Source organism: Thermomonas aquatica (assembly GCF_006337105.1).
In the GTDB taxonomy this organism is placed as follows: domain Bacteria; phylum Pseudomonadota; class Gammaproteobacteria; order Xanthomonadales; family Xanthomonadaceae; genus Thermomonas; species Thermomonas aquatica.
Genome location: NZ_CP040871.1, coordinates 1,847,420 through 1,871,905 on the forward strand (window position 1 = coordinate 1,847,420; position 24,486 = coordinate 1,871,905).

Below are 24,486 nucleotides of genomic sequence, written 5' to 3' on the forward strand. Positions count from 1 at the left end.
CCTGCGCGTGGACGTGGCCGGCAGCGGTCCGCCGCTGGTGCTGCTGCACGGCTGGGCGATGCACGGCGGGATCTTCGCGCCGCTGGTCGAGGCGCTGCGCGCGCAGCGCACCCTGCACGTGGTCGACCTGCCGGGCCATGGCCACAACCGCGACTGCGGCGTGCCGCTGCAACTGGAGGCGTTCGCGCGCGCGGTGCTGGACGCGGTGCCGGATGCGCCGTGGTGCGGTTGGTCGTTGGGCGGCCTGGTCGCATTGCATGCGGCATCGAAACATCCAGAACGGATTCCGGCGTTGGCGATGGTCTGCGCCACGCCGAAGTTCGTGGTCGCCGAGGACTGGCCGCAGGGCATGCCGCGGCAGGTGTTCGCGGGTTTCGCCGCCGGCCTGCGCGACGACTGGCGCGGCACCATCGACCGCTTCATCGCGCTGGAAGCGTTCGGCTCCGACCACATGCGCGAGGAATTGCGGATGCTGCGCGACGCGGTGCTGGCGCGCGGCGAACCGGCGACGCATGTGCTGGCCGAAGGCCTGCGCGTGCTGGAAGACAGCGACCTGCGCGCGGCGTTGCCCGCGCTTTCCGTGCCCAGCCTGTGGATCGCCGGCCGCCGCGACCGCCTGGTGAATCCGCAGGCGATGCGGACATCCGCCGACATCGCGCCCGACGCGCGCTTCGTGCAGGTCGAACACGCCGGGCATGCGCCGTTCCTGACCCATGCCGATGAAGTCGCAGGCGCGCTGCTCGGCTTCCTTGCGGAGCAGGGCGCATGAGCGCGCCGTTGTTCGATGCCAGGCAGGTGCGCCGCGCGTTCTCGCGCTCGGCGGCCAGCTACGACGCCGCGGCGCGGCTGCAGCACGCGGTGGAAGCGCGGCTGCTGGAATCGCTGGACTACCTCGACGATCCCGCGCTGAAGCGCGAGGCGCCGCAACGCGTGCTCGACCTCGGCTGCGGCACCGGCCGCGCCAGCATCGCGATGCAGAAGCGCTGGCCGAAGGCGGAGCTCGTCTCGCTCGACCTGGCCTGGCCGATGCTGCGGCAGGCGCGCGAGGCGGCGAAGCGTTCGGCGGGATGGCTGTCGAACCCCTTCGCGCGCAGGCCGGCGCAGGTGTGCGCGGACGCGCGCGCGCTGCCGCTGGTGGATGCCTCGGTCGACGTGCTGTTCTCCAACCTGTGCCTGCAATGGGTGGAGGACCTCGACGCGCTGTTCGCCGGCTTCCGCCGCGTGCTCAAGCCGCATGGCCTGCTGCTGGTTTCGACGTTCGGCCCGGAAACCCTGTGGGAACTGCGCGAGGCCTTCGCCCACGCCGACGACGCGCCGCATGTGAGCCCGTTCGCCGACATCGCCGGCTTCGGCGATGCGCTGGTGCGCGCCGGCTTCCACCAGCCGGTGCTGGACCGCGAAGAAGAAACCACGCATTACCAAGACCTGCCCGCGCTGATGCGCGAGCAGCGCGCGATCGGCGCGACCAATGCGCTGGCCTCGCGCCGGCACACGCTGACCGGACGCGCGCGTTTCGCCGCGGCGGCCGACGCATATGAAGCGCATCGCGGTGCGCACGGCCTGCCGGCAACCTGGGAAATCATCACGGCGATGGCGTGGGCGCCCGAAGCCGGCACCCCGATCCGCGAAGGCGGCATCGACGTCACCGCGGTGCCGCTGTCGCGCATCCCGATCCGGCGGCGCGGTTGAGCGCGCCGCGCCGCGCGCTGCTGGCGGTCGGCATCTCGCTGCTGTCGGCGCTGTTCTTCACCGCGACCTACGTGCTCAACCGCGCCGCCGCGGTCGAGGGCGGGCACTGGGCGTGGACCGCGGCGCTGCGTTACCTGTTCGTGCTGCCGCTGCTGTTGCCGCTGATGCCGTGGCAGGGCGGCGTCGCGCCGGTGGCGAAGGCGATCCGCGCCGCGCCGGGCGCGTGGCTGCTGTGGAGCGGGATCGGCTTCGTGCTGTTCTACATGCTGCTCAGCTACGCCGCGGCGAGCGGGCCGTCGTGGCTGGTCGCGGCGAGTTTCCAGACCACGGTGGTGGCCGGCATGCTGTGCGCGCCGCTGCTGTACGACGATGCGCGCGCACGCATCCCGCGCGCGGCGCTGGGGGTGGGCGTGCTGATCATCGCCGGCGTGCTGCTGATGCAGTTCGGCCATGCGCATGGCGCGCTCGACCGCAAGGCGTGGATCGCGCTGCTGTGCGTGGTCGCCAGCGCGTTCGCGTATCCGCTCGGCAATCGCGGGCTGCTGCTGCACCTGGAACGCCGTGGTATCGAACTCAACGCGACCCAGCGGGTGTTCGGCCTGAGCCTGGCCAGCCTGCCGGCGTGGCTGGCGTTGTCGGCATGGGCGTGGTTGCAGGCGGGGCCGCCGTCGGCATCGCAGGTCGGGTTGGCGCTGGGCGTGGCGATCAGTGCCGGCGTGGTCGCCACCATCCTGTTCTTCCAGGCCACCGGCATGGTTCGCGACAACGCCACCGCGCTCGGTGCGGCCGAAGCGATGCAGGCCGCGGAAGTGCTGTTCGCGGCCATGCTCGGCGCGCTGTTCCTGGGCGAAGCCTGGCCGCGCGGCCAGGCGCTTGCCGGCGCTGCGCTGGTGGTGGCCGGCATCGTCCTGTTCGCCTGGATCGTGGCGCACGATGCGCGACGCAGCGCGCGCGAGGCGGAAGCGTTGCGGTCCGATCGCGGGAACTGAGCCGGCGCGGCTTCAGCGCACCTGCGCCAGCCAGTCTTCCAGGTTGTAGTAGTTGGTCACCCGCGCGATCAGGCCGGCGCCGCCTCGGTCGAACTTGATGTCGAAGAACGCGCCGCCGGGCAGCACATAGGCCTGCCCGTGCGCGGGCGGCAGGCCGTCGTCGGCTTCGAGATATTCGCCGTGCACCATGTACTCGGCGGCGGCGCGCGCGCCGTCCGGCGAGGCCATCACCACCACGTCGCGCAACTGCTCGCGATAACAGCGCGCCATGCGCTGCTGGAACGCGGCGAACGCGGCCTTGCCGGTTTCGCGCGGGCCCTGGTTGAGGTCGTGGACCACGTCGTCGGCGAGCAATCCCTGCATGCCGGCCCAGTCGCCGCGGTTGAATGCGGCGTAGTAGGCCAGGACCAGTTCGGTGGCGCGGTCGTGCGCGCGGGTGCCGTCGATTTTCATGGCTGCGCTTCCCTGGCGATGGCGAACAATTCCGGCAGTGCGTCGAGGTCGACGTTGCCGCCGGAGAGGATGATGCCGACCCGGCGCCCCTCGAACAATGGACGATGCGCCAGCACCGCGGCCAGCGCGGTCGCGGACGAGGGTTCGACCAGCTGCTTGGTGCGGGTCCATGCCAGGCGCATCGCCGCCACGACCTGCCTGTCGTCGACGGTCAGCACCTGCGCGCCGGCAGTGCGCAGGATCCCGAAATTGATCGCGCCGAGGGTGCCGCGCAAGCCGTCGCAGATCGTGTCCGGCACGAAGTCGTGGTCGAGCACGCCGGTTGCGAAGGAACGCGCGCCATCGGCGGCGCCGCTGGGTTCGGCCAGATAGAGCCGGCAGTGCGGCGCCAGCGCGCGCATCGCCAGCGCCGTGCCGGCGGCCAGCCCGCCGCCGCCCAGCGGCACCACCAGCGCCTCGAGGTCGGGATGCGCGGTCAGCAATTCCAGTGCGGCGGTGCCTTGCCCGGCGATGACCCGCGGATCGGTGTAGGGATGCACCAGGGTCGCGCCGGTATCGGCCAGGACCTGCGCGCACACCGCCTCGCGGGCGGCGATGCTCGCGGCGCAGGGATGCAGGATCGCGCCATACGCCGCGATCGCGGCCAGCTTGGCGCGCACCGCGCCTTCCGGCACCACCACGTGGCAGGGAATGCCGCGGCCGCGGGCGGCGAGCGCGAGCGCCGCGCCATGGTTGCCGGAGGAGTGGGTGACCACGCCGCGCGCGGCGCTCGCCTCATCCAGCGACCACACCGCGTTGCAGGCGCCGCGGAACTTGAACGCGCCGATCCGCTGCAAATGCTCGCACTTGAATTGCAGGCGCGCGCCGGTTTCGGCGTCCAGCGCCCGCGAGGCAATGGTCGGGGTGGCGTGTGCGTGGCCGGCGATCCGCGCGGCGGCGGCAAGCACTTCGGCGAAACCCGGCATCGGAAGCGTCGTCATCGGCGCATGCTAGCGCAGGCGATGAATGGTTCAGCGTGCGATGCTGCGTCCGGCGCGGATTAAGCACGGATTCAATGCGCCGGATCGAAGCTGCACGGGTCTACACGGGGGAACCACGCCATGTTGCGCAACTACCTGCTTTCCGCCCTGGCCGCCGCCATGTTGGCCGGCTGCGCGACCGATTACGCCTATCGCGATGGCGACGGCGGCGATTACTACTACGGCCAGCCGCGGACGGAGTACCGCTACCACGGCGCGTACGGCTATTTCGGCGGGATCGGCTATGGCAGCTACGCGCCCGGCTATTACTACGACCGTTACGGGCGGCTGGTCTACGCCAATCCGTACGGTTACTACGGCTATCCCTATGGCGGCGGCAGCTGGTGGTACCGGCCGCACCCGCGCCCGAACCATGATGGGCACGACGACGATGGCGACGACGGCCACCATGGCGACCGCGCCGAGCGCAGGCCGCCGTGGCGCGACCTCGGCAGCTTGGTCCCGCCCGGCGAGCGGATTGCGCCGGATGGCGATGACGATGCGCGGCCGCGCGCGCGCCGGCAGCGGATGCCCATGCCGATGCCGATGATGTCCGGCCCGCAGCGCGAGCAACCTTCGATCGCCTCGCCGATGCCGCGCATGCGCAGTGATGACGGCGGCGGTTCGCGCATGGGCCGTGCGATCCGCGGTGCGAAGGGCGGTTCTTCCGCCGACGAATGAACGTGATGTGCGTCACACTGTGACCGCTTGTCGGCCCGCACCTGACCAAATGCGTCACACCGGAGTTCGAAGCGAGTAAGCTCGTCACCGCCGGCGACCTGTGGGGACCTCCGGATCCCCCCTGTTCCGTCACCCCTGCAGTCGCCGGCACTTCTTTCCCGCCACCAGCGCATCGCCGCTGGTCGCCGAAATCCCGAAACGAACGCGCCGAAAAAAGTGAGGGCCGAATGTCCCCCGACATTCGGCCCTCGAGCGTCCTCGGCGTGCGCAGTACCGGCCCCTGTTCAGTCCGGTCGCGGCGCTTGCGCGCTGCCACGTCGAGTGCTGCTGGAGTTATCGCAGGAACCGTGCCAACCATGTCGGTCGTTCAGCAAGGGCCTGACCGGCAACGGGACTAGAATGCGCCCGCAATGAGCGAATCCTTCTACAACTTCGACGTGATCGTGATCGGCGGCGGCCATGCCGGCACCGAGGCCGCGCTCGCGGCCGCGCGCGCCGGTGCGCGCACCTTGCTGCTCAGCCACAGCATCGAGACCGTCGGCGCGATGAGCTGCAATCCCGCCATCGGCGGCATCGGCAAGGGCCACCTGGTCAAGGAAATCGACGCGCTCGGCGGGATCATGGCCAAGGCCGCGGACGCCGCCGGCATCCAGTGGCGCACGCTCAATGCCTCGAAGGGTCCCGCGGTGCGTGCGACGCGCTGCCAGGCGGATCGCGCGCTGTACCGCGCCTACATCCGCAACGCGGTCGAGCACCAGCCGAACCTCACGGTGTTCCAGGCCGCGGTCGACGATCTCGTCATCGAAGGCGAGGCCGTGCGCGGCGCGATCACCAACACCGGCCTGCGCTTCAGCGCGCCTACGGTGGTGCTGACCGCCGGCACCTTCCTCGCCGGCAAGATCCACATCGGCGAGACCCAGTACGCCGCCGGGCGCATGGGCGATCCGCCATCGACCGCGCTCGCCCACAAGCTGCGCGAAGGCCGCTTCGTGGTGGACCGGCTGAAGACCGGCACGCCGCCGCGCATCGACGGCCGCACCCTCGACTATTCGAAGATGGACGAACAGCCCGGCGACGATCCGCGCCCGGTGATGTCGTTCATGGGCAGCGACGCCGACCATCCGGCGCAGGTGAGTTGCTGGATCACCCACACCACCGAACGCACCCACCAGCTCATCCGCGATGCGCTGCATCGTTCGCCGCTGTATTCGGGGCAGATCGAGGGCATCGGCCCACGCTACTGCCCGAGCATCGAGGACAAGGTGGTGCGTTTCGCCGAGAAGGCCAGCCACCAGATCTTCGTGGAACCCGAAGGCCTGTCCGTCACCGAGATCTATCCGAACGGGATCAGCACCTCGCTGCCGTTCGACGTGCAGCTGGACCTGGTGCGCAGCATCATCGGTTTCGAAAACGCCCACATCACCCGGCCCGGTTACGCCATCGAATACGACTTCTTCGATCCGCGCGGGCTGAAGAGTTCGCTGGAAACGAAAGCGGTGGCCGGGCTGTTCTTCGCCGGGCAGATCAACGGCACCACCGGTTACGAGGAAGCCGCGGCGCAGGGCCTGTTGGCCGGCGTCAATGCCGCGCGCTTCGTGCGGCAGCAGGAGGCGTGGTCGCCGCGCCGCGACGAGGCCTACCTCGGCGTGCTGGTCGACGACCTGATCACCCAGGGCACCAGCGAGCCCTACCGCATGTTCACCAGCCGCGCCGAATACCGGCTGCAGCTGCGCGAGGACAATGCCGATGCGCGCCTGACGCCGGTCGGGCGGGAGCTGGGCCTGGTCGACGACGCGCGCTGGGCCGCGTTCTCGCGCAAACGCGAGGCGGTCATCGCCGAAACCGCGCGCCTGTCGGCGCTGTGGGCGGCGCCGAACAATGCGCTGGGTGCGGCGCTGGCGGAACACGCCGGCGTCGAGGTCACCCGCGAGGCGAATGCGATCGACCTGCTGTGCCGGCCCGAACTGGATTACGCCAGCCTGATGCGGGTGCCGGCGCTCGGCCCGGGCGTGGACGATGCCAAGGTGGCCGAGCAGGTCGAGATCGAGACCAAGTACGCCGGCTACCTCGACCGCCAGCGCGACGAGATCGCGCGCCAGCGGCGCAACGAAACCACCGCGATCCCGGACGGCTTCGACTACGCGCTGGTGCATGGCCTGTCCGCGGAGGCGCTGCAGAAACTGCAACGCGTGCGTCCGCAGACGGTGGGCCAGGCGCAACGCATCCCGGGCATGACACCGGCGGCGATTTCGCTGCTGCTGGTGCACCTGGAACGCCAGCGCCGCGAACGCGCCGCCTGACCAACGCGGTCGACGTTCCCGTCCGCGGCAGAGGCGTATCCTGCGCGGATGAAAACGCGCATCGCATTCGCCATCGTCATGGCCCTCTCCGCGCTGGTCGCGTGCAAGCGCGAATCCGCGGCCCCGCCAGCCGCCAATCCGAACGGCGATTACCGGGTCGAGGTCTGGCCCTTGCCCGCGGCCGCGGGTTCGATGTCGCCCGATCTTGCCGTCGCGCCGGGTGGCCGCCTGCTGCTGAGCTGGATCAACCGCCAGGATGGCCGCCGCAACGCGCTGCAATTCTCCAGCTATACCGACGAGGGCGGTTGGCAAAGCCAGCCGCGCACGATCGCGGTGGGCCATGCACTGGTCGCGAACTGGGCGGACACGCCGCACATCCTGGCCACCGCCGACGGCGCGCTGTGGACGCAATGGCTGCAGAGCAGCGAAGGCAGCCCGAGCGGCTACGACACCGTGCTGGCGCGTTCGCGCGACGGCGGCATGCGTTGGGAGCAGGTCACCCGGGTCAACGACGATGGGCTGGCGGCCGAACACGGTTTCGCCGCGCTGTGGCCGGCGGGCGTGGACACGCTGGGCATCGCCTGGCTCGATGGCCGCGCGCAGGCGCAGAGCGAAGGCCACCATGGCGGCGGCGCGATGCAGCTGCGCGCGAACGCGTTCGACATGAGCCTGAATCGCAGTGCCGATGCACAGCTCGACACGGCGACCTGCGATTGCTGCCAGACCGATGTCGCGGTCACCGACAAGGGGCCGCTGCTGGCCTACCGCGACCGCGATGCGAACGAGATCCGCGACATCGCGGTGCTGCGCTTCGAGGCCGGCAAGTGGAGCGCGCCGAAACCGGTGCATGCGGACGGCTGGAAGACCGAAGCCTGCCCGGTCAACGGGCCGGCGATCGCAGCGCAGGGCAACACCGCCATCGTCGGCTGGTACAGCGAGGCCGGCGGCGAACCCGCGTTGCGCATCGCGCGCAGTACCGATGCCGGCGATGCCTTCGCCGCGCCGGTGGTGGTGGACAGGGGCGCGGCGGTGCTGGGTCACGTGGATGTCGCCGTCGACGACCGGCAGGCCTGGGTCGCGTGGCTGCGCGAGGACGCCAGCGGGCAAACGCTGATGCTGGCGCGCTACACACCCGACCTGTCGAAACAACTGCAGCGCATCGAAGTGGCGAAGCTGCAGGGCCGCGGCCATGCCAGCGGCACGCCGAAGCTGGCAGTCAACGCGAGTGGCGCATGGCTGGCATGGACCGACAGCATCGATGGCGTGGCGCATTTGCAAGGTGCGCAGGTCACCCGCTGAAGCGGCGGGTTCCCGCCTGCGTGGTGGGGCAGCCGCGCTGAATCTACCGGCGATGGCCTCAATGTAGCCGGCGCAACTCCGCCAGTTCCGGCAGCCACGCGGCCTTGTCGGCCAGGATGACGATGGCGGCATCCAGTTCCTTGCGTGCTTCCGCCTGCTGGCGCTGCGCCAGCAATGCGCGGCCCAACACGCCGCGCGCCAGCCCGGTGTTGAGATGGTCGGCGCTGAGCGCAGCGGTGAACATCGCGATGGCCTTGCGCGCCTGCGTGGCCGCGGCGACCGCATTGCCCGTGGCCAGTTGCGCGCGTGCCAGCGTCATCAGGGCGTAGCCTTCGCGGCGGCTGTCGGGGGATTCTGCGTGTGCTTTTTCCGCTGCGCTGCGCGCATGCGCCAAGGCCGGTTGCGCAAGGCCGTTGGCGAGTTCGGCCAGCGCCAGCATCGCCAGTGCGCCGGCGGCGGTCTCGCCCGGATTGCCGTTGGCCTGCAGCTCCCGCCAACGCATCCGCGACAGCGCCAACGCTTCGGCATTGCGGTGTTGGCTGAGCAGGTTGTCGGCGAGTTCGTTGCGCGCACTCGACAGCGCGGAAATGCTGTTCGCGCTCGGCTTCGCAGTGGCAACGGCTTCGAGCGCGGCAATGACCTGGCGCAGCTGTGCTTCACCCAGGCGCAGCTCGCCGTTGCGGCTGTACAACGCGGCAAGACTGCTTCGCGCAGTGAGCAAGCTGCTGTGGTCGGCCGGCAATGCCTTTGCCCAGACCTCGATTGCGTCGTTGATCTTCGCCCTTGCGCAGGCCATGTCGCCAAGGTTGTAGCAGGCCACGCCCCAGTTGTTGAGCCGCAAGCCCAGGTCGTATTCGCTGCCGGGCGGCTGCTTGCGCATGATCGCCACCGCCTCCGCGTGCAGCGGCAGCGCCTCCCGCATGCGACTGGTGGATTCCAGCATGACCGCCAGCTCGCCGATGCTGACCGCAAGGAAGGGATGCGTCTCCGGCAAGCGGCGGCGGCGGATCCCCAAGGCCTCGCGCATCGTGGCGATCGCCTGGTCCGTGTTGCCGGCACGGTTGAGGTAGACCGCGCGGTTGTGCAGGGCAGTCGCCAGCGCGAACTCGTTGAGCGGCCGGGCGCGACGGATGCCGTCGACCACGGTTTTCGCCAGCGCTGCGGCGTTCCCGAACTCGCCGGTATCGGCCAGGATCACGCTGTATTCGATCAGCATCGAACGGGTATATGCATCGTCGTCGCCACGCGCCTTGCGGATGCGTTGCCATGCGCCACGTGCGAGTTTCCCGGCCTCCTCGTAGCGCTCGCGGTGGGCCAGCAGCTTGGCACGCTGCATCTGGAGTTGCGCAGCGTTGACCTCGGGTTCGGACAAGGCCGACGCATGCGTGCGCAGCCACGCATCGTTCTCGTCCAGTGTGTGCTGGAGGCCATCGAGGTCTTCGGTTTCGAGTTTCAGTTCGCCTTGGCGGAAGCGCGCCTGAAGGATGTCGTCCGCGCGTGCCGGCGGCAGCAAGGCGAGCGCGCGCACGAGTTCCGCATCGGCTTTCGGGTATTCGCCCAGCGCGACGTAGCTGTCGGCCAAGGTCAGCCGCAGCTTGCCCTCCGCAGCGGGTTGGCCGCGCAGTTCGCCGCGATCCAGTCGCGCCACGCCCAGATCGATCAATTGCCGCGCGGTCGCATTCGGGCCCAAGCCTTCATCGGGGTCGATGCTGCGGAACACGTCGACCAGGTAGCGGTTCACCACGTCGGCGCGCTGCGCCTGCAGGCGTGCCTCGCGCGCTTGCCACAGCGATGCGCCGAGGCCCGCGCACAGTGCGACCAAGACTGCCGCGGCGGCCCCGACCGCGAGTTTGTTGCGGCGGATGAAGCGGCCGATGCGATAGCGCGCGGTCGGCGCGCGCGCTGACACCGGCTTGCCGTCCAGCCACGCCAGCAGGTCCGCGCGAAGTGCATCGATACTGCCGTAGCGCTGCGTCGCATCGGACGCGAGGCAACGTTGCGCGATCGCGGACAGGTCGCCACGCAATTGCTTCGCCAGTGTCGACGGCGTGCTGCCGCGCGTGGCGGCATCGTCGGTCGAGGATTGCAGCGCGGCGTTCCACAGCGGCTGCGGATCGCCGTCCATGCGCGACAGCCGCGTGCGCAACGGGGTGTCGCCGGTGAGGCCGTACGGATGCGCCTGCGCCAGCAAGGCGTACAGCAATACGCCGAGCTGGTAGAGATCGGTGGCGGTGGACACCGGCTCGCCATGCAGCTGTTCCGGCGAGGCGTATTCCGGAGTGAACGCGCGTTCGCCGGTGCGGGTGTGGCCGGCGCCGTCTTCCTCCATCAACTTGGCGATGCCGAAGTCGAGCAGGAACGCATGGCCGCCGGCATCGACCACGATGTTCGACGGCTTCAGGTCTCGATGCACCACCAGTTGCCGATGCGCGAAGGCGACCGCGTCCAGCACTTGCAGCAGCAGGCGCACGCGTGCGCGCACGTCCAGCAGGCGCGCGTCGCACCAGCGGTCGATGCGCTCGCCGTCGACCCGCGGCATGACGAAGTACGGCGCATCGTGTTCGTCGACGCCGCCATCGAGCAGGCCGGCGATATGCGGATGCTGCAGGCGGGCGAGGATCTGCCGCTCGCGCAGGAAGCGCTGGCGCGCCAGCGTGCTGTCCAGGCCGATGCGGATGCGCTTGAGCGCGGCCTCGCGGTCGTAGGCGCCATCGACGCGCGCCACCCGGTACACCGCGCCCATGCCGCCGCGGCCGAGCACCCCGCGCACTTCCCACGGACCGATGCGGGTGCCGTCGGGCAGCTCCGCGGGATCGGCCGCGTCTTCGCGCAAGGCCGCCAGCTTCGGGCTGATCGGGTCGTGGTCGTCGCCGGCGTCGGCGGCCAGCATCGCCTGCACCTGCGCCAGCAGTTCGGCATCGCCGGCGCAGGCGTGTGCCAGCCAGGCATCGCGCGTGTCGGCGGGTTGATCCAGTGCGTCGTCGAACAGCTGCAACGCCCGCTGCAGGCGGGCCGGATCCTGGCTCATGCGTGTCCCGTCAGTTGCGACATCAGGAACGCGCGCGCCTTGCGCCAGTCGCGCTGCACGGTGCGTTCGGTGACGCCCTGGATGTCGGCGATCTCCGGCTCGGTGTAACCGCCGAAGCAGCGCAACTCCACGCCTTCGGCCGCGCGCGCGTCGGCATGCGCCAGCGATGAGAGCAAGTCATGCAGTTCCAGCACGTCCAGTGCGGCGGGCGCCACGTCCGCCAGGCCGGTATGCAGGGTCACCGCCGCCGCGCCGCCGCCGCGCTTGTCGGCCAGCTGCATGCGCGCCTGGTCGACCAGCACCTGCCGCATCGCGTGCGCGGACAGCGCCATCAGCGCCTTGCGGTCCTGCGGCTGGAAGCCGTCGCTGCGCGCCAGCTTGAGGTAGGTCTCGTTGACCAGCGAGGTGGTGTCCAGCCCGTTGCCGCCGCGCCGCAGCTGCGCGTGCGCGGTCTGCTTCAGGTCCTGGTAGGCCGCCGCGTAGGCGCGGCCCAGGGCCTCCGCCTCGCCATCGCGGGCGCGGTGCAACCACTGGGTGACGGAGGGATCGTCCATGAGCAGTCCGGGGGTGGGACCGGCCAAGCATAGCCGCAGCGGGGCCGATGTCGGGGCCATGTCGGGATTTGCCGGCTTTCTGCGCATGGAGGGATAAGCGCGCATTCCGCGCGGCGTCCACGACCTGACATAGCAAGGGGAACCACCATGCGTAACGATCGAAATGCCCGTCCCGCTCCGTCCCGCCTGGCGTTGGCGCTATGCGCGCTGCTGGCAGCGACGGCCTTGCCTGCAATGGCCGCGGACGATCCCTGCAAGGACGGCGGCGGCAATCTGGATCCGAGCCTGGATACGAATGCCGGCATCGAATTCGGCACGGACAACGCCACCTGCACCCCGACATCGGTCGCCATCGGCCGAGAGAACACGGTCTACAGCAGCGACGGTGTCGCTTTCGGCGCGTTCAACAGCGTAAATGACTCGCAAGGTATTGCCTTCGGCATCGGCAACACATCGAATTTCGCTGAAAGCACGGCAATGGGCTGGGGCAACTACACGTTGTCTTACCAAGCCGTAGCCATCGGCAACAACAATTCGGCGGGAGCGACGGTGGGCGGGTTCATTCTTGGGAGTCACAGCAGCGCTGTCGGCAATTTCAACTCTGCGAACCACGACTACAGCAATGCCTTCGGCTACAGGAACACCGCGAGCGGCGCACAAAGCAACGCCTTCGGCTACTGGAACACCGCGATTGGCGCCAACAGCAACACGTTCGGTTACAGCAACAGCACCAATGGCGACAACAGCAGCGCCTTCGGCTACGACAACACCAGCACTGGCACCGAAAGCAGCGCCTTCGGCTACTTCAATACCGCGGGCGGCGGTGGCAGCGCGTTCGGCTACCGCAATACCGCCAGTGGCCCCAACAGCAGTGCGTTCGGTTACGGGAACAACGCAGAGGGCGCCTTCAGCAGCGCATTCGGAAACGGGGCGCAGGCGCTGAACGCCGGCAGCACCGCGATCGGCTACCAGGCCATCGCCGACCGCAATTTCTCTGTCGCGGTAGGCAAGACCGGCGGCGAGCACCAGATCATCCACCTGGCCGACGGCACCGAGGATTTCGATGCGGTCAACGTGCGCCAGCTGCGCATGCTGGCGACATGGATGGGCGGTGGCGCGACCTTCACCGGCGGCGTGTTCAGCGCGCCGACGTTCACCATCCAGGGCACCAGCTACAACAACGTGGGGGCCGCCTTCGCCGCCGTGGACACCAGGTTGACCCAGCTGGCCGCGAATGTCGGTGGTCCGCAGGGCCCGGCCGGTCCGGCGGGTCCCCAGGGACCGACGGGTCCGACCGGGCCGCAAGGTCCGGCAGGTCCGAGTGGCCCGCAAGGTCCAACCGGTCCAACGGGTCCGCAAGGCGACCAAGGTCCCGCTGGTCCGGCCGGCCCGCAAGGCGACCAGGGTCCCGCCGGTCCGCAAGGCCCGCAGGGTAATGAAGGCCCGATGGGCCCGCAGGGCCCGGCCGGCCAGGATGCCGACATGACCCAGGTGGCGGCGATGGTGGAAGCCGGTGATGCGGCGACCCTCGACGCGGCCAAGGATTACGCCGATGCCGGCGATGCCTCCACGTTGGCCGCGGCGAATAGCCATGCGGACACCGGCGACGCAGCAACCCTCGCCGCCGCCAAGGCGCATGCCAATACCGGCGATGCCGCGACCTTGACCGCCTCGAAGGCCTACACCGACACCACCGCCACGCAGACCCTGACCTCGGCGAAGTCGTACACCGATGCCAAGTTCGCAGCGTGGAACGACACCTTCACCCAGTACCAGCAGCAGGTCGACCGTCGTTTCGCGCAGACCGACAAGCGCATCGACCAGATCGGCGCGATGGGCAGCGCGATGACCCACATGGCGGTGAACGCGGCGAACGGCAGCGGCAGCAAGGGCCGCATCGCGATCGGTGTCGGTGCGCAGGGCAGCCAGGGTGCGGTGTCGATCGGCTACGGCAAGCGCCTCGGCGACCGCGCCTCGTTCTCGCTGGGCGCGAGCTTCAGCAGCGGCGAGTCTTCGGTGGGCGGCGGCTTCGGCTTCGACCTGTAATCCGTTTCGATGATGCAAAAGGGAACGGCGCGGGCAACCGCGCCGTTTTCGTTTGCGGAATCAGGCGGTGCCGCGAATCAGGGCCGTTCCCAGGCCGCGATACCGCCGTCGACTGCTTCGAACAGCGGATGCACGTCGAAGGCATCCTCGCGCCAGCGTTCGTGCAGTGGCGGATTGCGCAAGGCCAGCTTCGCCAGCAGGTGCATGCGTTCGTGTGCGAGCTGGCCGCGTTCCACCGCGATGGGTGCGACGCGATGGATGCGGCCCAGCTTGCCGCGGTCGAAGTTGTAGCCGCGCGCGGTCGCTTCTTCCTGCACCACCGCGAGATAGGCATCGATCGCGCGCTTCGGTTGCGGATGCGCCATGAAGCGGTCGAGTTGCGGGTGGTTGCGGTAGCCGCGGGTTTGCTCGTGCAGCACCGCACGGGCGAGCAGGCCTTCGCGCCACAGCGCGACCAGCCCTTGCGGATCGAGGTGGCGCGGATGCAGCGACCACAGGCGCATCGTTACTTCTCCTTGCGCCAGTTGACCGAGGCGCGGTTCTCCACCGTGCTGGATTCGATCTGGATGTCGAAGCCCTTGCGCAGCAGGTATTTCAGCATCAGCACCTGGCCGGTGCCGAGCAGGGACACGCCGTAGCCGACGTAGAGTTTCGGCGACAGGTATTTGCCGACGCTGAGCACGTCGCTGCCCAGCGCGCGCGATTCGACCACGCCGGCATCGTCCAGGCCGATGCGCGAACCGAGTTCGGCGGCGAGCAATCCGGTGCCGGCGTTGAGTGCGGATTTCGCCGCGCCGAGTTGCCGCGCTTCGTCGCCGCTCAGGCTGGACAGCGGGCGGCCGAGGGTGAGGTAGGCCAGCGCTTCGGACTCGGTCTTGGCCGGATCGGAATACACGGTGGCGCGCGGCGCGGAGGCACGGCCTTCGACGCGGATGCCGGCGGTGACTTCGCCCACCTCGCGTTCGGCGCGGATGTCGAGCAGCGGATCGCCGACCGGGGTGTTCGACCACAACAGGCGGCCGCGGGTGATCTGCAGGCGCTGGCCATAGGCGGTGTAGCGCCCGCCCACGTCCAGTGCGCCGGTGCCGCGCATCTCGCGTCCCGGTACCGCACGCACGCGCAGGCTGCCGCCAAGCGTGCCGGTCAGGCCGAAGCCCTTGATGTTGACGTCCTTGCCCATCACCAGCGCGAGGTCGAGGTCCAGCGTGTTCGGCGTGCTGCGTTTCGGATCGACCGGGTCCAGCACCACCACGTCATCCGATGTCGACACGCCTTCGTCGAGGCGCTCCAGGTTGATGTCGGCCTCCGGCACGGTGACCGTGCCGCTGACCTGCAATGGCTGGCCGGCGCGGTAGCGCACCACCACGTCGGGATTCGCCACCGCGCGCAACTGCCGGGTCTCCGCGACCAGCACGTTCTCGCCGCGCAGGTTCAGCACCAGCGGCGTGTCCTGGTTGCGCCAGCCCAGGGTGCCATCGACATCCAGGGTGCCGTCGCCGGAGCGCACGCGGCCGACGATCCGCGCGTTGCCGTCGGCCTGCGCCTGCAGGCGCACGTCGCCCTCGCGCAGGGCGATGCCGAGCGCCGGCAGTTCCGTGGCGAAGTCCTGCAGGTGGCCTTCGCCGCCGATGGCCGGCGCCGCACGGGTGCCGGCAAGCCGCAAGTCGGCCTCCAGGCGGCCGGTCGGCTCGACGATGTCCGGCGAGAACAATTCCATCCAGGTCAGTTCGTCGGTGTTGACCTTGACCTCGCCGGACAGCGGCGCGTAGTCGTCCCAACCGGTGGCGATGCGCGCATCGATGCGGCCGTCGTCGTTGAACACCGCGCCGAGGGTGGCGGTGACGCGTTGCGGATCGAACGCGGCATCGAGCTTGAGGTCGCGATAACCGATCAGGTCGCGGCGCGACCGCGCGCTGTTGCGCAAGCCGCCGCTCGCGGAAGTGATGGTTGCGCTGCCGCGCCAGGCATTGCCCGCGGGCGCGATGCGGGCGACGAGGTCGGCATTGCCATTGAGCAGCCACGGGCGGCCGTCCTCGCGTTCCGGCAGGTACGGCACCAGCAGCGCCAGCGGCAGTTGCGCGCCCTGCAGGTTCAGCCCGCGCCGCGGCCAGTCGGCATCCGCGCACAGTTCGCCGCCGGCATTCGACCGCAGGCAGGCGCGCGACAACGCGCCGCTGTTGCCATCCCACGACCAGCGCGCCGGTTGTTGCAGGGTCCACGCCGCACCCCTGGCCGGGTCGAATTGCAGCGCAGCCAGCGCCCCCTGCCAGCGCGCGCCCTGCTTGTCCGCGTTGCCGCGCAGGGCGAGCGCACCGAGATCGCTGTTCGCCTCGGCATCGAACTGCAGGCGTTCCACCGCGCCGCGCAGGTTCGCGTGCAACGCGCTCAGCGGCAGGCCGAGCTGCAGGCCTTGCGCATCGATGGCGAGCGCGCCGCTGCCATTGCGCCAGGGCAGCCGGCCTTTGGCGACGAAGCGATCGGCGCGGTACTCGCCGAAGGCCACGCCGTCGCCACGCAGGTCGGCGTCGACATCCGGCGCATTGCGCGCGCCGCGCAGCCTGAGCGTGCCGCGCACGAGGCCACGGCCGTCCGGCAGCAGGTCGTTCAACTGCAGCGGCGTGAGGTTGGCATCGACCTCGATGTTGCTGGCGATCTTGCCGCGCGCATCGATGCGGCTGGCGCCGAGCGACAAGGCGACGTCACCGCTGTAATTGTCGCCATCGATATCGAACGTGCCGCGGCCGCCGAGCGCGCGGCCACGCAACTTGCCGCCGAGCTCGCGCGCTTCAACATGCGCGAGCAGCGTGCCGTTGTCGCGCAACTTGCCATCGCTTGCGATGCGGCCGTTGATCGCGCCCGGCCAGTCCGGGACGAAATAGCCCGGGTCGAAGCCGGCCAGGGTGGCGTTCGCCTTCCATGCGAGGGCCGGCGTCCATGCCAGGTTGCCGGTCGCATCCAGCCGGCCCTGCGGCATCGTGGCCTGCAGCTTGCGCACGCGCACGCCGGCGCGGTCGCCGATGCCGTCGAACACGACATTCGCGGTGTCCTTGCCGCGCTGCAGGGTCGCCTCGCCGATCGCCGCCCAATGTTCCGGCTTGCCGGCGATGCCGAAATCCGCATCGCCGCCGACCATCGTCTTGCCGTCGGCGCCGTGCCAGCGCAGGCCGCGGGCATTGACCGCGAACTTCAGCGATGAAGCCTTCGGGTCGCGCAGGTCGGCGGTGCCGTTGGTGGTGACGCGGCCGTCGAACACGTCCAGCACCAGCGGCTGCAGGCGCAGCACCTTGTCGTCCAGCGCCAGTTTCGACGGTTGCAGGGTGGCGGCGAAGTCGCCTTGCGTCACCGTGCCGCGCAGGTTCGCGTTGCCGCCGATGCCGTCGGCCGTCAGGTTGAAGGCAAGCGGCGTGGACGTTTCGCCGCTGCCAGTCAGCAGGCCGAGATCCAGGGCTTCGCTGTTGGCATGCAACAGCCAGCGCGGTGCGTCTTCATCGCCGCGCAGGGTGAGCGTGGCCCGCAACGGCGCGGGTGCGCGACCGCCGACGGCCACGTCCATCCGCGACAGGTCGCCGCGCGCGAGCAGGCCGATCCGCGGCGCGGTCTGCCCGGCCGGCGCCGGCAGTACCGCGGTGGCGAGCAGGTCGCTGCGGAAGTTCTCGCGCGGCAGGTAATCGCCATGCAGGTTGATGCGGCCGCGGTCGCTGTCGACGGCGAGATGTTCGATGTGCAGCGAACCGGGCGCCGCATCCAGTCCGCCGCGCGCGCGGCGGATGTCGATCAAGGCCTCGCCTTCCTGCACCACCTTCAAGCCGTCGATGCGGATGGCGTCGGACTGCAGCGCCAGCGGCGGCGCGATGTCCGGCAGCACGTCGGGCCAGGTCGGCAGTTCGAACGGCTTGTCGTTGCGCGGCAGGTCGAGCGTCGCCTCGGTCACGTCCAGCGCATCCAGCCGCAGGCGCTTGCCGAGCAACGGACGGATCGCGGGATCCAGCACGACCGTCTTCGCATCGAACACGATCCGCCCCATCGCGCAGCTGGCAGTCGGCGTGGGCGTGCAGTCGGGATCGCGCTGGCGCGGCATCGAGAAATGCACGCCGTGCAGCACCAGCGGCCCGGAGGCCGGGCCTTGCGCGGAGCTCCACGTCAGTTCGGTGCCCGCGGGCAGGCGCGCCACGATCTGCCGCAGCAGCACGTCGCGGCCGCCGATCGTCATCAGCAGCCAGTACAACAGCAACGCGGCGCCGATGGCCAAGGCCAGCGTGCCCAGGCCGCTGCGCAGCGCGACCTTGCGCTGGCGCCTGCGGCGCAGCGTGCGCAGTTCGGCGATGCGCGCTTCGCGTTGCGCAGCGTCGGCGTCGTCCGGCAGCGGGTCCAGGCCGTAGCGGCGGAAGCGCCGGTAGCGTTCGCGCCAGTTCACAGGTCGGCGCCGATGTTGAGGTGGATCGTGAACGGCGAATCCGGCGCTTTCAGCCCGCGCGCGACATCGATGCGCACCGGCCCGACCGGCGAACGCCAGCGCAGGCCGATGCCGACGCCGGTATGCATGTCGGGACGCTTGCCGTCGAACGCGCTGCCGCTGTCGACGAACACCGCCGCGCCCCACGGGCCCTTGAAGTAGCGCTCGTACTCGACGCTGGCGGTGACCACGTTGGCCGCGCCCAGCGCATAGGAATCGCCGACGCTGTTGCGGATGCGCGGGCCGATCTCGCGCCAGCCGTAACCGCGCACGCTGCGGTCGCCGCCGGCGTAGTAGCGCAGGCTGGGCGGCAGCTCGAGCAGGGTGTCGGTGAAGGTATGCCCGGCCTCGCCGCGCACGATCAAGCGGCTGTCGGCATCGAAGCCGTGGAACCATTGCGCGCTGGCATGCAGCTGGACGAAGCGCGCATCGCCGTCCGCGCCGCCCTTGCCGCCGCGCAGGGTCAGGGTGCCGCCGGCGCCGCGGCGCGGGGCGAGGCGGTCGTCGACGTCGATGTATTCCGCGCGCAGCTCGGGGAACACGAAGCTCGCGTACTGGTAGTCGAGCGTGGGCCTGTCGAGGGTGAAGTACGACCAGCGTTCGCGCAGCACGTGCAGCGACGCGACCAGGTTGAGGTGGTCGTTGTACTGGCCGCTGCGGCTGGCGACGAACTCCAGCCGGCGCGTGTCCAGCGAGTCGGTCTGTTCGTCGGCCGCCTGCAGGCTGGCGGTGTACCAGCCGTCCAGCCAGGCGAACGCCGGCACGCGGTACTGCACGGTCGCGGCCTTGCGCTTGTTGGCGTAGTCGAGTTGCGCCAGCGCCTTGTGGCCGCGGGTGTTGAGGTAGCGGCGTTCCAGGCCGAGGCTGAAGCCGGCGCCGCTGCGGGTGCCGTAGTTCACGCCGGCGGTGTAGATGCTGCGCGGCGCCGGGGTCAGGTTGACCTGCACCGGCACCGCCTTGTCTTTCGCGTTCTCGGGCTGCGGCAGGACCTCGACCAGGCCGAAGTAGTCCAGCGCCACCAGCGAACGGCGCAGGCGTTCCAGTTCGCGGTCGTCGTAGGCTTCGCCCGGCGTCCAGCCGACGAGTTTCTGCAGCAGCGCGTCGCGGATGATGGGTTTCGGCGCCTGCGCGAAGGTCGCCCCGCCCAGCGTGTAGCGCGCGCCGCTGGTCCAGCGCAGGTCGATGTCGGCGGCGAACTCGGCGCGTGTCACCTCGACCCGGTGCGCGGCGAAATCGGCATCGAAATAGCCATGCCCGGCCAGCGCGCGGCCGACCTTCGACTTGCTCGCCTCGTACAGCGCGTGGTCGAGCACCTCGCCCTTGCGCGGGGCGAAGCCGGCCAGCGCGGCGCGCACGTCGCGGTCGTCGCCGCCACCGCCCTCGACGCCGACGTTCCATCCGCGCACCCGCACCGGCGTGCCGGGTTCGATGCGGATGCTGACGGTCAGCGAACGCGCGCTGCGCTGGCCGGCTTCGGCATTGCCGTCGCCCTCCGCGTCGGTGGCGACGGCGCGCGTCGAAGCGGCGGCCGCGTCTTCGCTGCCTTCAGGCGCGTCGCGGTCGCTGCGCTGGATGACGATGGTCGGCGAGTAGTAGCCGAACGGTTCCAGCGCCTCGCGGGTTTCCGCCTCGGCCTCGCGCAGCAGGTAGTTGAGCCGGCGCGCGGACAGGTCCTTGCCGACCGCGTCGCTGAGCGACAGCGAGACCCGCACGTTCTCCGCCATCGGCGCATCGTGTTCGAGGCCGGCGATCTCGACGCGGGTGACGATGGCGGCCCTCGCCGGCAACGCCAGCGCGCCGCAGGCGATGGCGATCAGCAGGCGGGCGGCGAAAGGCGGCATCGGCGCAGGATACCGATGCCGCGTCAACGGACGATTAACCTCGCGGCTCAGGCCGAGAGGTGCTCGATCGCGGCCACGCTGCCCAGGCGTTCGGCGAGTCGCTTGAGCAGGGCCAGGCGGTTGTTGCGGATCGCGGCATCGTCGACGTTGACCATCACGTTGTCGAAGAACGCATCCACCTGCGGGCGCAGGCGGGCGAGGTGGGCCAGCGCATCCACGTAGTCGCCGTGCGCCAGCGCGTGGCCGGTTTCGCCGTAGACCGCTTCCACCGCTTCGGCCAGCGCGAGTTCCGCCGGTTCGCTGAGCAGGGCGTGGTCTTCGATGTTGGGGATCTCGCCCTCGGCCTTCTTCAGGATATTGCCGATGCGCTTGTTGGCGGCGGCCAGCGCGGCGGCTTCCGGCAACTGGGCGAAGGTGCCGATGGCATCGATGCGGCGGTCGAAGTCGTACAGCGATTTCGGCTTCAGTTCGGCGACGGCATTGAAGTGCGAACCCGGGACGCCCTTGTCGGCGTAGTAGCCGCGCAGGCGGTCGAGGATGAAGTCGCGAATATCGTCCGCAATCTTGGCACGTGCGCGAGCTTTGCGCGGCTCGACTTGATCGATAGTGAGTGGGCCAGTTTCGTAATGATCGCGCAAAGCGTTTTCTGATTGCGCTGAAACGGCTTCGCTGATCGAGATGGTCAGATCGAGGTCGTAGCCACTCTCAATAATCGTCCGCGCCAAGCCCAGCGCATTGCGCCGCAACGCGAACGGATCCTTGTTGCCGGTCGGCTTCAGGCCCGCGGCGAACCCGCCGGCCAGGGTGTCGAGGCGCTCGGCGATCGCCAGCACCTTGCCCACGCCGGAGAGCGCGATGTCGTCGCCGGCGAAGCGCGGCTGGTAGGCCTCGTCGATGGCGAGGGCGACCTCGGCCGGCTCGTTCGCGCGCTGCGCGTAGTAGCGGCCGGCGATGCCCTGCAGTTCCGGGAACTCGTTGACCATGCGCGACTGCAGGTCGTTCTTGGCCAGCAGCGCGGCGCGCTTGGCCAGTGCGGCATCCACGCCGACCTGCGGCGCGATGGCTTCCGCCAGTGCGGCCACCCGCTGCGCCTTGTCGGCCACGCTGCCGAGCTTGGCCTGGTAGGTCACGGTGGCGAGGCCCGCGCCCATCGCCTCGAGGCCCTGCTTCAGGTCTTCGTCGAAGAAGAACTTGGCGTCGGCGAAGCGCGGACGGATGACGCGTTCATAACCCTTGCGGATTTCGCTTTCATCCTTCGATTCGATGTTGGCGATGCCGATGAAGTGCTCGGTCAGCCTGCCGCCGTCGTCGAGCACCGGGAAGAACTTCTGGTTGGTCTCCATGGTGGTGACCAGCGCTTCCTGCGGCACGCCGAGGAATTCGCGCTCGAACGAGCAGGCCACCGCCACCGGCCATTCGTTGAGGCAGTTCACCTGCTGCAGGTTGTCCTCGTCGATCCGCGCGCTGCCGCCGGCGGCCTTCGCCGCGCCTTCGACTTCGGCGACGATGCGCGCGCGGCGTGCGTCGGGATCGACCAGCACGTGCGCGGCGCGCAGGGCATCGAGGTAATCCCCGGGGCGCTGCACCCACACCGGCTTGTCGTGCATGAAGCGATGGCCGCGGCTGTTGCGGCCGGCGCGGATGCCCAGCGCTTCCAGTCCGACCACATCGTCGCCGAACAATGCCACCAGCCAGTGCAGCGGGCGGGCGAACCCGTAGGGATGGTCGCCCCAGCGCATCGGCTTGGGGATCGGCATGCCGGCCAGCGCCTCGTCGAGCACCGCCTGCAGCAGTTCGCCGGTCTGCGCGCCGGGCTTCACCGCGCGGTGCACGAAGCGCTCGCCCTTGGCGTCGCTGGTCTTTTCCAGCTGCGTCCAGTCGACCCCGGCCTTGGCGGCGAAGCCTTCCAGCGCCTTGGTCGGCTTGCCTTCGGCATCCAGCGCGATGTTGAGGTACGGGCCCAGCACTTCGGACTTCTGTTCCGGCTGCTCGGTGGCGACGCCCGGCAGCAGCACCGCGATCCGGCGCGGCGAATACAGCGGCTTGGCATCGCCGGGCTCGATCGCCACGCCGCGCTTGTCCAGCGCGGCGACCACGCCGTCGAAGAACGCCTGCGCGAGGCCGGGCAGCGCCTTGACCGGCAATTCCTCGGTGCCGAGTTCGATCAGTAGGGGATTCATCTTGTTCATGCAGTCTCGCCGCCCTGTGGCCCGTAGAACACGACCCAGGTACTGAAGTCGTCGCTGAAATGTTCGAAGCGGTGCGCGACGCCGGCCGGCACGAACAGCAGTTCGCCGGCGACGAATGCTCGGCGTTCGCCGCCGCAGATGAAATCGCCGCTGCCGGCGATCACCACGTAGACCTCGTCGCGAGCGTGCGCTTGCTGCCGGTCTTCGCCGACCGGCCTGTAGATTTCCACCGACAGCGTGCCGTGCGCGAACAGTTCGCGGAACGGCGCTGCACCCGGCTGTGCCGCGAGCGCGGCCAGTGCCTCGGCAGGCGCGAAACGCGCGCTCATGCCGGCACCGGCGGATCGAACGGGAGGTAGTGCCGGCGGAACACCGGCAAGGCCTCGCAGCGCCCGACATGCGCCTGCAGCGCGGGCCAGGGCGCGAGCTCCAGCGGCAGCGCTTCGCGCAGGTGGGTGGTGAAGCAGGCCACGGCGATGTCGGCATGGGTCATCGCGTCGCCGATCAGCCAGTCGCGGCCGGCGCGCGCGGCGCAGGCGTTCTCGAGCGCGTCCAGCGCGCCTGCGACCTGCACCCGGCAGCGCGACAGCCACGGCTCGCTGTGCATCTCGACCGGGCGGAAGATCCGCTCGAGCACGATCAGCACCGCCTTGTCGATGGCGCCGGTGGCCAGCGCGATCAGCCGCTGCGCGTCGCGGCGGGCAAGGCCGGTGGCCGGCATCAGCGCGCGCTGCGGGCCGACCACGTCGTCGAGGTAGTCCAGCATCATTGCCGACTCGGTCAGCACTTCGCCGTCGTCCAGCACCAGGGTCGGCGCGCGGCCGAGCGGGCTGTATTCGCGGATGCGGTCGAAGTCCTTGCCGACCGACCAGGCGCGGTGCTCGAACGGCATGCCGTACAGCGCCATCGCGATCGCCACGCGGCGGGTGTACGACGAGTCGTACATGCCGATCAGGATCATGCGGCTGCGGCCTGCGTGTGCTTCAGGCCCGGGAAGCCGAGCTTCTCGCGCTGGGCGAAATACGCTTCCGCCACCGCCTGCGCCAGCTTGCGCACGCGCAGGATGTAGCGTTGGCGTTCGGTGACGCTGATCGCGCGGCGCGCATCCAGCAGGTTGAAGCTGTGCGAGGCCTTGCACACCTGGTCATACGCAGGCAGCGGCAGGCCGAGTTCGATCAGCTTGAACGCCTCGGCCTCGCAGGCGTCGAAGCGGTGGAACAGTTCGGCGACATCCGCATGTTCGAAGTTGTAGGCGCTCTGCTCGACTTCGTTCTGGTGGTAGACGTCGCGGTAGGTGACCGGCGTGCCGTCCGGCCCGTAGGTCCAGACGATGTCGAACACGTTGTCGACGTTCTGCAGGTACATGCACAGGCGCTCGAGGCCGTAGGTGATCTCGCCGAGCACCGGCCTGCACTCCAGCCCGCCGGCCTGCTGGAAGTAGGTGAACTGGGTGACTTCCATGCCGTTCAGCCACACTTCCCAGCCCAGGCCCCAGGCGCCGAGGGTCGGGCTTTCCCAGTTGTCCTCGACCAGGCGCAGGTCGTGCACCAGCGGATCGATGCCGAGCGATTTCAGCGAGTCGAAGTACAGCTCGACGATGTTGTCCGGCGAGGGCTTCATCGCCACCTGGTACTGGTAGTAGCGCTGCAGGCGGTTGGGGTTCTCGCCGTAGCGGCCGTCGGTCGGCCGGCGGCAGGGCTGCACGTAGGCGGCATTCCACGGCTCCGGGCCGAGCGCGCGCAGGAAGGTCGCCGGGTGGAAGGTGCCGGCGCCGACCTCGAGGTCGAGCGGCTGGATCAGCACGCAGCCCTGCTCCGCCCAGTAGGCGTTCAGGCGCTGGATGAGCTGCTGGAAGGTAATACCGGTCGGGGGCAGTGCGACGGCCATGCAGGCTAGGCTTTGCAACAGGGCCCGCTAGTATACGGGCGCTTGTTTTGAAGCCCGC

General features: G+C 69.7%; 18 protein-coding genes. 7 read left to right on the top strand and 11 right to left on the bottom strand.

Features of this window, described 5'->3' with window-relative positions; all coding sequences use genetic code 11:
• The first annotated feature begins 1 nt into the window (after position 1).
• The 3 genes from bioH to FHQ07_RS08810 are packed head-to-tail and all read left to right on the top strand — an operon-like array spanning position 2 to position 2,678.
• Entirely contained in the window at positions 2 to 769 is a 768-nt protein-coding gene (bioH, locus tag FHQ07_RS08800; RefSeq protein WP_139717981.1) for a pimeloyl-ACP methyl ester esterase BioH, read from the top strand.
• Positions 766 to 1,689, top strand: coding sequence for a malonyl-ACP O-methyltransferase BioC (gene bioC / locus FHQ07_RS08805; protein ID WP_139716453.1), 924 nt, complete (start codon positions 766 to 768; stop codon positions 1,687 to 1,689). The genes bioH and bioC overlap by 4 nt, the downstream gene beginning before the upstream one ends.
• The gene (locus FHQ07_RS08810) at positions 1,686 to 2,678 is read left to right on the top strand and encodes a multidrug resistance efflux transporter family protein (protein ID WP_139716454.1); all 993 of its coding nucleotides are present in this window, start codon (positions 1,686 to 1,688) and stop codon (positions 2,676 to 2,678) included. Before bioC ends, FHQ07_RS08810 begins: the two co-directional genes overlap by 4 nt.
• Before the next feature lie 12 nt (positions 2,679 to 2,690).
• On the opposite strand, the gene FHQ07_RS08815 is transcribed toward FHQ07_RS08810, so the two are convergent.
• A complete protein-coding gene (locus FHQ07_RS08815) occupies positions 2,691 to 3,131 on the bottom strand; it encodes a ketosteroid isomerase-related protein (protein ID WP_139716455.1) in 441 nt (146 codons plus the stop codon).
• Positions 3,128 to 4,111, bottom strand: a complete 984-nt coding sequence (locus FHQ07_RS08820; RefSeq protein WP_139716456.1) for a pyridoxal-phosphate dependent enzyme — start codon at positions 4,109 to 4,111, stop codon at positions 3,128 to 3,130. Before FHQ07_RS08820 ends, FHQ07_RS08815 begins: the two co-directional genes overlap by 4 nt.
• Positions 4,112 to 4,231: 120 nt before the next feature.
• On the opposite strand from FHQ07_RS08820, the gene FHQ07_RS08825 reads away from it, so the two are divergent.
• From FHQ07_RS08825 to FHQ07_RS08835, 3 genes are all read left to right on the top strand, one after another.
• Positions 4,232 to 4,831, top strand: a complete 600-nt coding sequence (locus tag FHQ07_RS08825; protein ID WP_139716457.1) for a hypothetical protein — start codon at positions 4,232 to 4,234, stop codon at positions 4,829 to 4,831.
• Between the two features lie 410 nt (positions 4,832 to 5,241).
• On the top strand, positions 5,242 to 7,131 hold the full coding sequence (gene mnmG / locus FHQ07_RS08830) for a tRNA uridine-5-carboxymethylaminomethyl(34) synthesis enzyme MnmG (RefSeq protein ID WP_139716458.1): 1,890 nt from the start codon (positions 5,242 to 5,244) through the stop codon (positions 7,129 to 7,131).
• Positions 7,132 to 7,179: 48 nt separating this feature from the next.
• Entirely contained in the window at positions 7,180 to 8,430 is a 1,251-nt protein-coding gene (locus FHQ07_RS08835) for a hypothetical protein (protein WP_139716459.1), read from the top strand.
• A gap of 58 nt (positions 8,431 to 8,488) precedes the next feature.
• Here FHQ07_RS08835 and FHQ07_RS08840 read toward each other — a convergent pair whose 3' ends face one another.
• Both FHQ07_RS08840 and FHQ07_RS08845 read right to left on the bottom strand, forming a co-directional pair.
• A complete protein-coding gene (locus FHQ07_RS08840; RefSeq protein ID WP_139716460.1) occupies positions 8,489 to 11,458 on the bottom strand; it encodes a serine/threonine-protein kinase in 2,970 nt (989 codons plus the stop codon).
• Positions 11,455 to 12,012 (bottom strand): ECF-type sigma factor, encoded by a 558-nt coding sequence (locus FHQ07_RS08845; RefSeq protein WP_168191524.1) that lies wholly within the window; start codon positions 12,010 to 12,012, stop codon positions 11,455 to 11,457. Before FHQ07_RS08845 ends, FHQ07_RS08840 begins: the two co-directional genes overlap by 4 nt.
• Positions 12,013 to 12,159: 147 nt before the next feature.
• On the opposite strand from FHQ07_RS08845, the gene FHQ07_RS14640 reads away from it, so the two are divergent.
• Complete coding sequence (locus tag FHQ07_RS14640) at positions 12,160 to 14,058, top strand: YadA-like family protein (protein WP_139716462.1); 1,899 nt, start codon at positions 12,160 to 12,162, stop codon at positions 14,056 to 14,058.
• Between the two features lie 77 nt (positions 14,059 to 14,135).
• Here the strand turns inward: FHQ07_RS14640 and FHQ07_RS08855 are convergent, their stop codons facing one another.
• From FHQ07_RS08855 to glyQ, 7 genes are read right to left on the bottom strand one after another with little or no spacing between them, the layout of a single operon-like run.
• Positions 14,136 to 14,561: a pyrimidine dimer DNA glycosylase/endonuclease V gene (locus tag FHQ07_RS08855; RefSeq protein ID WP_139716463.1), complete on the bottom strand. Its 426-nt coding sequence runs from the start codon at positions 14,559 to 14,561 to the stop codon at positions 14,136 to 14,138.
• 2 nt (positions 14,562 to 14,563) lie between these two features.
• Complete coding sequence (locus tag FHQ07_RS08860) at positions 14,564 to 18,472, bottom strand: translocation/assembly module TamB domain-containing protein (protein WP_240703455.1); 3,909 nt, start codon at positions 18,470 to 18,472, stop codon at positions 14,564 to 14,566.
• Entirely contained in the window at positions 18,469 to 20,352 is a 1,884-nt protein-coding gene (locus FHQ07_RS08865) for an autotransporter assembly complex protein TamA (protein WP_139716464.1), read from the bottom strand. The genes FHQ07_RS08860 and FHQ07_RS08865 overlap by 4 nt, the downstream gene beginning before the upstream one ends.
• A 47-nt stretch (positions 20,353 to 20,399) precedes the next feature.
• Entirely contained in the window at positions 20,400 to 22,541 is a 2,142-nt protein-coding gene (glyS, locus tag FHQ07_RS08870) for a glycine--tRNA ligase subunit beta (protein WP_139716465.1), read from the bottom strand.
• On the bottom strand, positions 22,538 to 22,870 hold the full coding sequence (locus FHQ07_RS08875; RefSeq protein WP_139716466.1) for a cupin domain-containing protein: 333 nt from the start codon (positions 22,868 to 22,870) through the stop codon (positions 22,538 to 22,540). Before FHQ07_RS08875 ends, glyS begins: the two co-directional genes overlap by 4 nt.
• Positions 22,867 to 23,502 carry a glutathione S-transferase family protein gene (locus tag FHQ07_RS08880; protein WP_139716467.1) on the bottom strand — a complete coding sequence of 212 codons (636 nt, stop codon included), beginning with the start codon at positions 23,500 to 23,502 and terminating at the stop codon, positions 22,867 to 22,869. Before FHQ07_RS08880 ends, FHQ07_RS08875 begins: the two co-directional genes overlap by 4 nt.
• A complete protein-coding gene (glyQ, locus tag FHQ07_RS08885) occupies positions 23,499 to 24,428 on the bottom strand; it encodes a glycine--tRNA ligase subunit alpha (RefSeq protein WP_139716468.1) in 930 nt (309 codons plus the stop codon). The genes FHQ07_RS08880 and glyQ overlap by 4 nt, the downstream gene beginning before the upstream one ends.
• Positions 24,429 to 24,486: the final 58 nt, after the last annotated feature.

Excerpts from the sequence above, each read along its gene's own strand:
- FHQ07_RS08865 (WP_139716464.1), bottom strand. The coding sequence starts at position 20,352 with ATGCCGCCTTTCGCCGCCCGCCTGCTGATCGCCATCGCCTGCGGCGCG.
- glyS (WP_139716465.1), bottom strand. The coding sequence starts at position 22,541 with ATGAACAAGATGAATCCCCTACTGATCGAACTCGGCACCGAGGAATTG.
- FHQ07_RS08845 (WP_168191524.1), bottom strand. The coding sequence starts at position 12,012 with ATGGACGATCCCTCCGTCACCCAGTGGTTGCACCGCGCCCGCGATGGC.
- FHQ07_RS08875 (WP_139716466.1), bottom strand. The coding sequence starts at position 22,870 with ATGAGCGCGCGTTTCGCGCCTGCCGAGGCACTGGCCGCGCTCGCGGCA.
- glyQ (WP_139716468.1), bottom strand. The coding sequence starts at position 24,428 with ATGGCCGTCGCACTGCCCCCGACCGGTATTACCTTCCAGCAGCTCATC.
- FHQ07_RS08880 (WP_139716467.1), bottom strand. The coding sequence starts at position 23,502 with ATGATCCTGATCGGCATGTACGACTCGTCGTACACCCGCCGCGTGGCG.
- FHQ07_RS08840 (WP_139716460.1), bottom strand. The coding sequence starts at position 11,458 with ATGAGCCAGGATCCGGCCCGCCTGCAGCGGGCGTTGCAGCTGTTCGAC.
- FHQ07_RS14640 (WP_139716462.1), top strand. The coding sequence starts at position 12,160 with ATGCGTAACGATCGAAATGCCCGTCCCGCTCCGTCCCGCCTGGCGTTG.
- FHQ07_RS08820 (WP_139716456.1), bottom strand. The coding sequence starts at position 4,111 with ATGACGACGCTTCCGATGCCGGGTTTCGCCGAAGTGCTTGCCGCCGCC.
- FHQ07_RS08855 (WP_139716463.1), bottom strand. The coding sequence starts at position 14,561 with ATGCGCCTGTGGTCGCTGCATCCGCGCCACCTCGATCCGCAAGGGCTG.
- FHQ07_RS08835 (WP_139716459.1), top strand. The coding sequence starts at position 7,180 with ATGAAAACGCGCATCGCATTCGCCATCGTCATGGCCCTCTCCGCGCTG.
- FHQ07_RS08815 (WP_139716455.1), bottom strand. The coding sequence starts at position 3,131 with ATGAAAATCGACGGCACCCGCGCGCACGACCGCGCCACCGAACTGGTC.
- bioC (WP_139716453.1), top strand. The coding sequence starts at position 766 with ATGAGCGCGCCGTTGTTCGATGCCAGGCAGGTGCGCCGCGCGTTCTCG.
- FHQ07_RS08825 (WP_139716457.1), top strand. The coding sequence starts at position 4,232 with ATGTTGCGCAACTACCTGCTTTCCGCCCTGGCCGCCGCCATGTTGGCC.
- mnmG (WP_139716458.1), top strand. The coding sequence starts at position 5,242 with ATGAGCGAATCCTTCTACAACTTCGACGTGATCGTGATCGGCGGCGGC.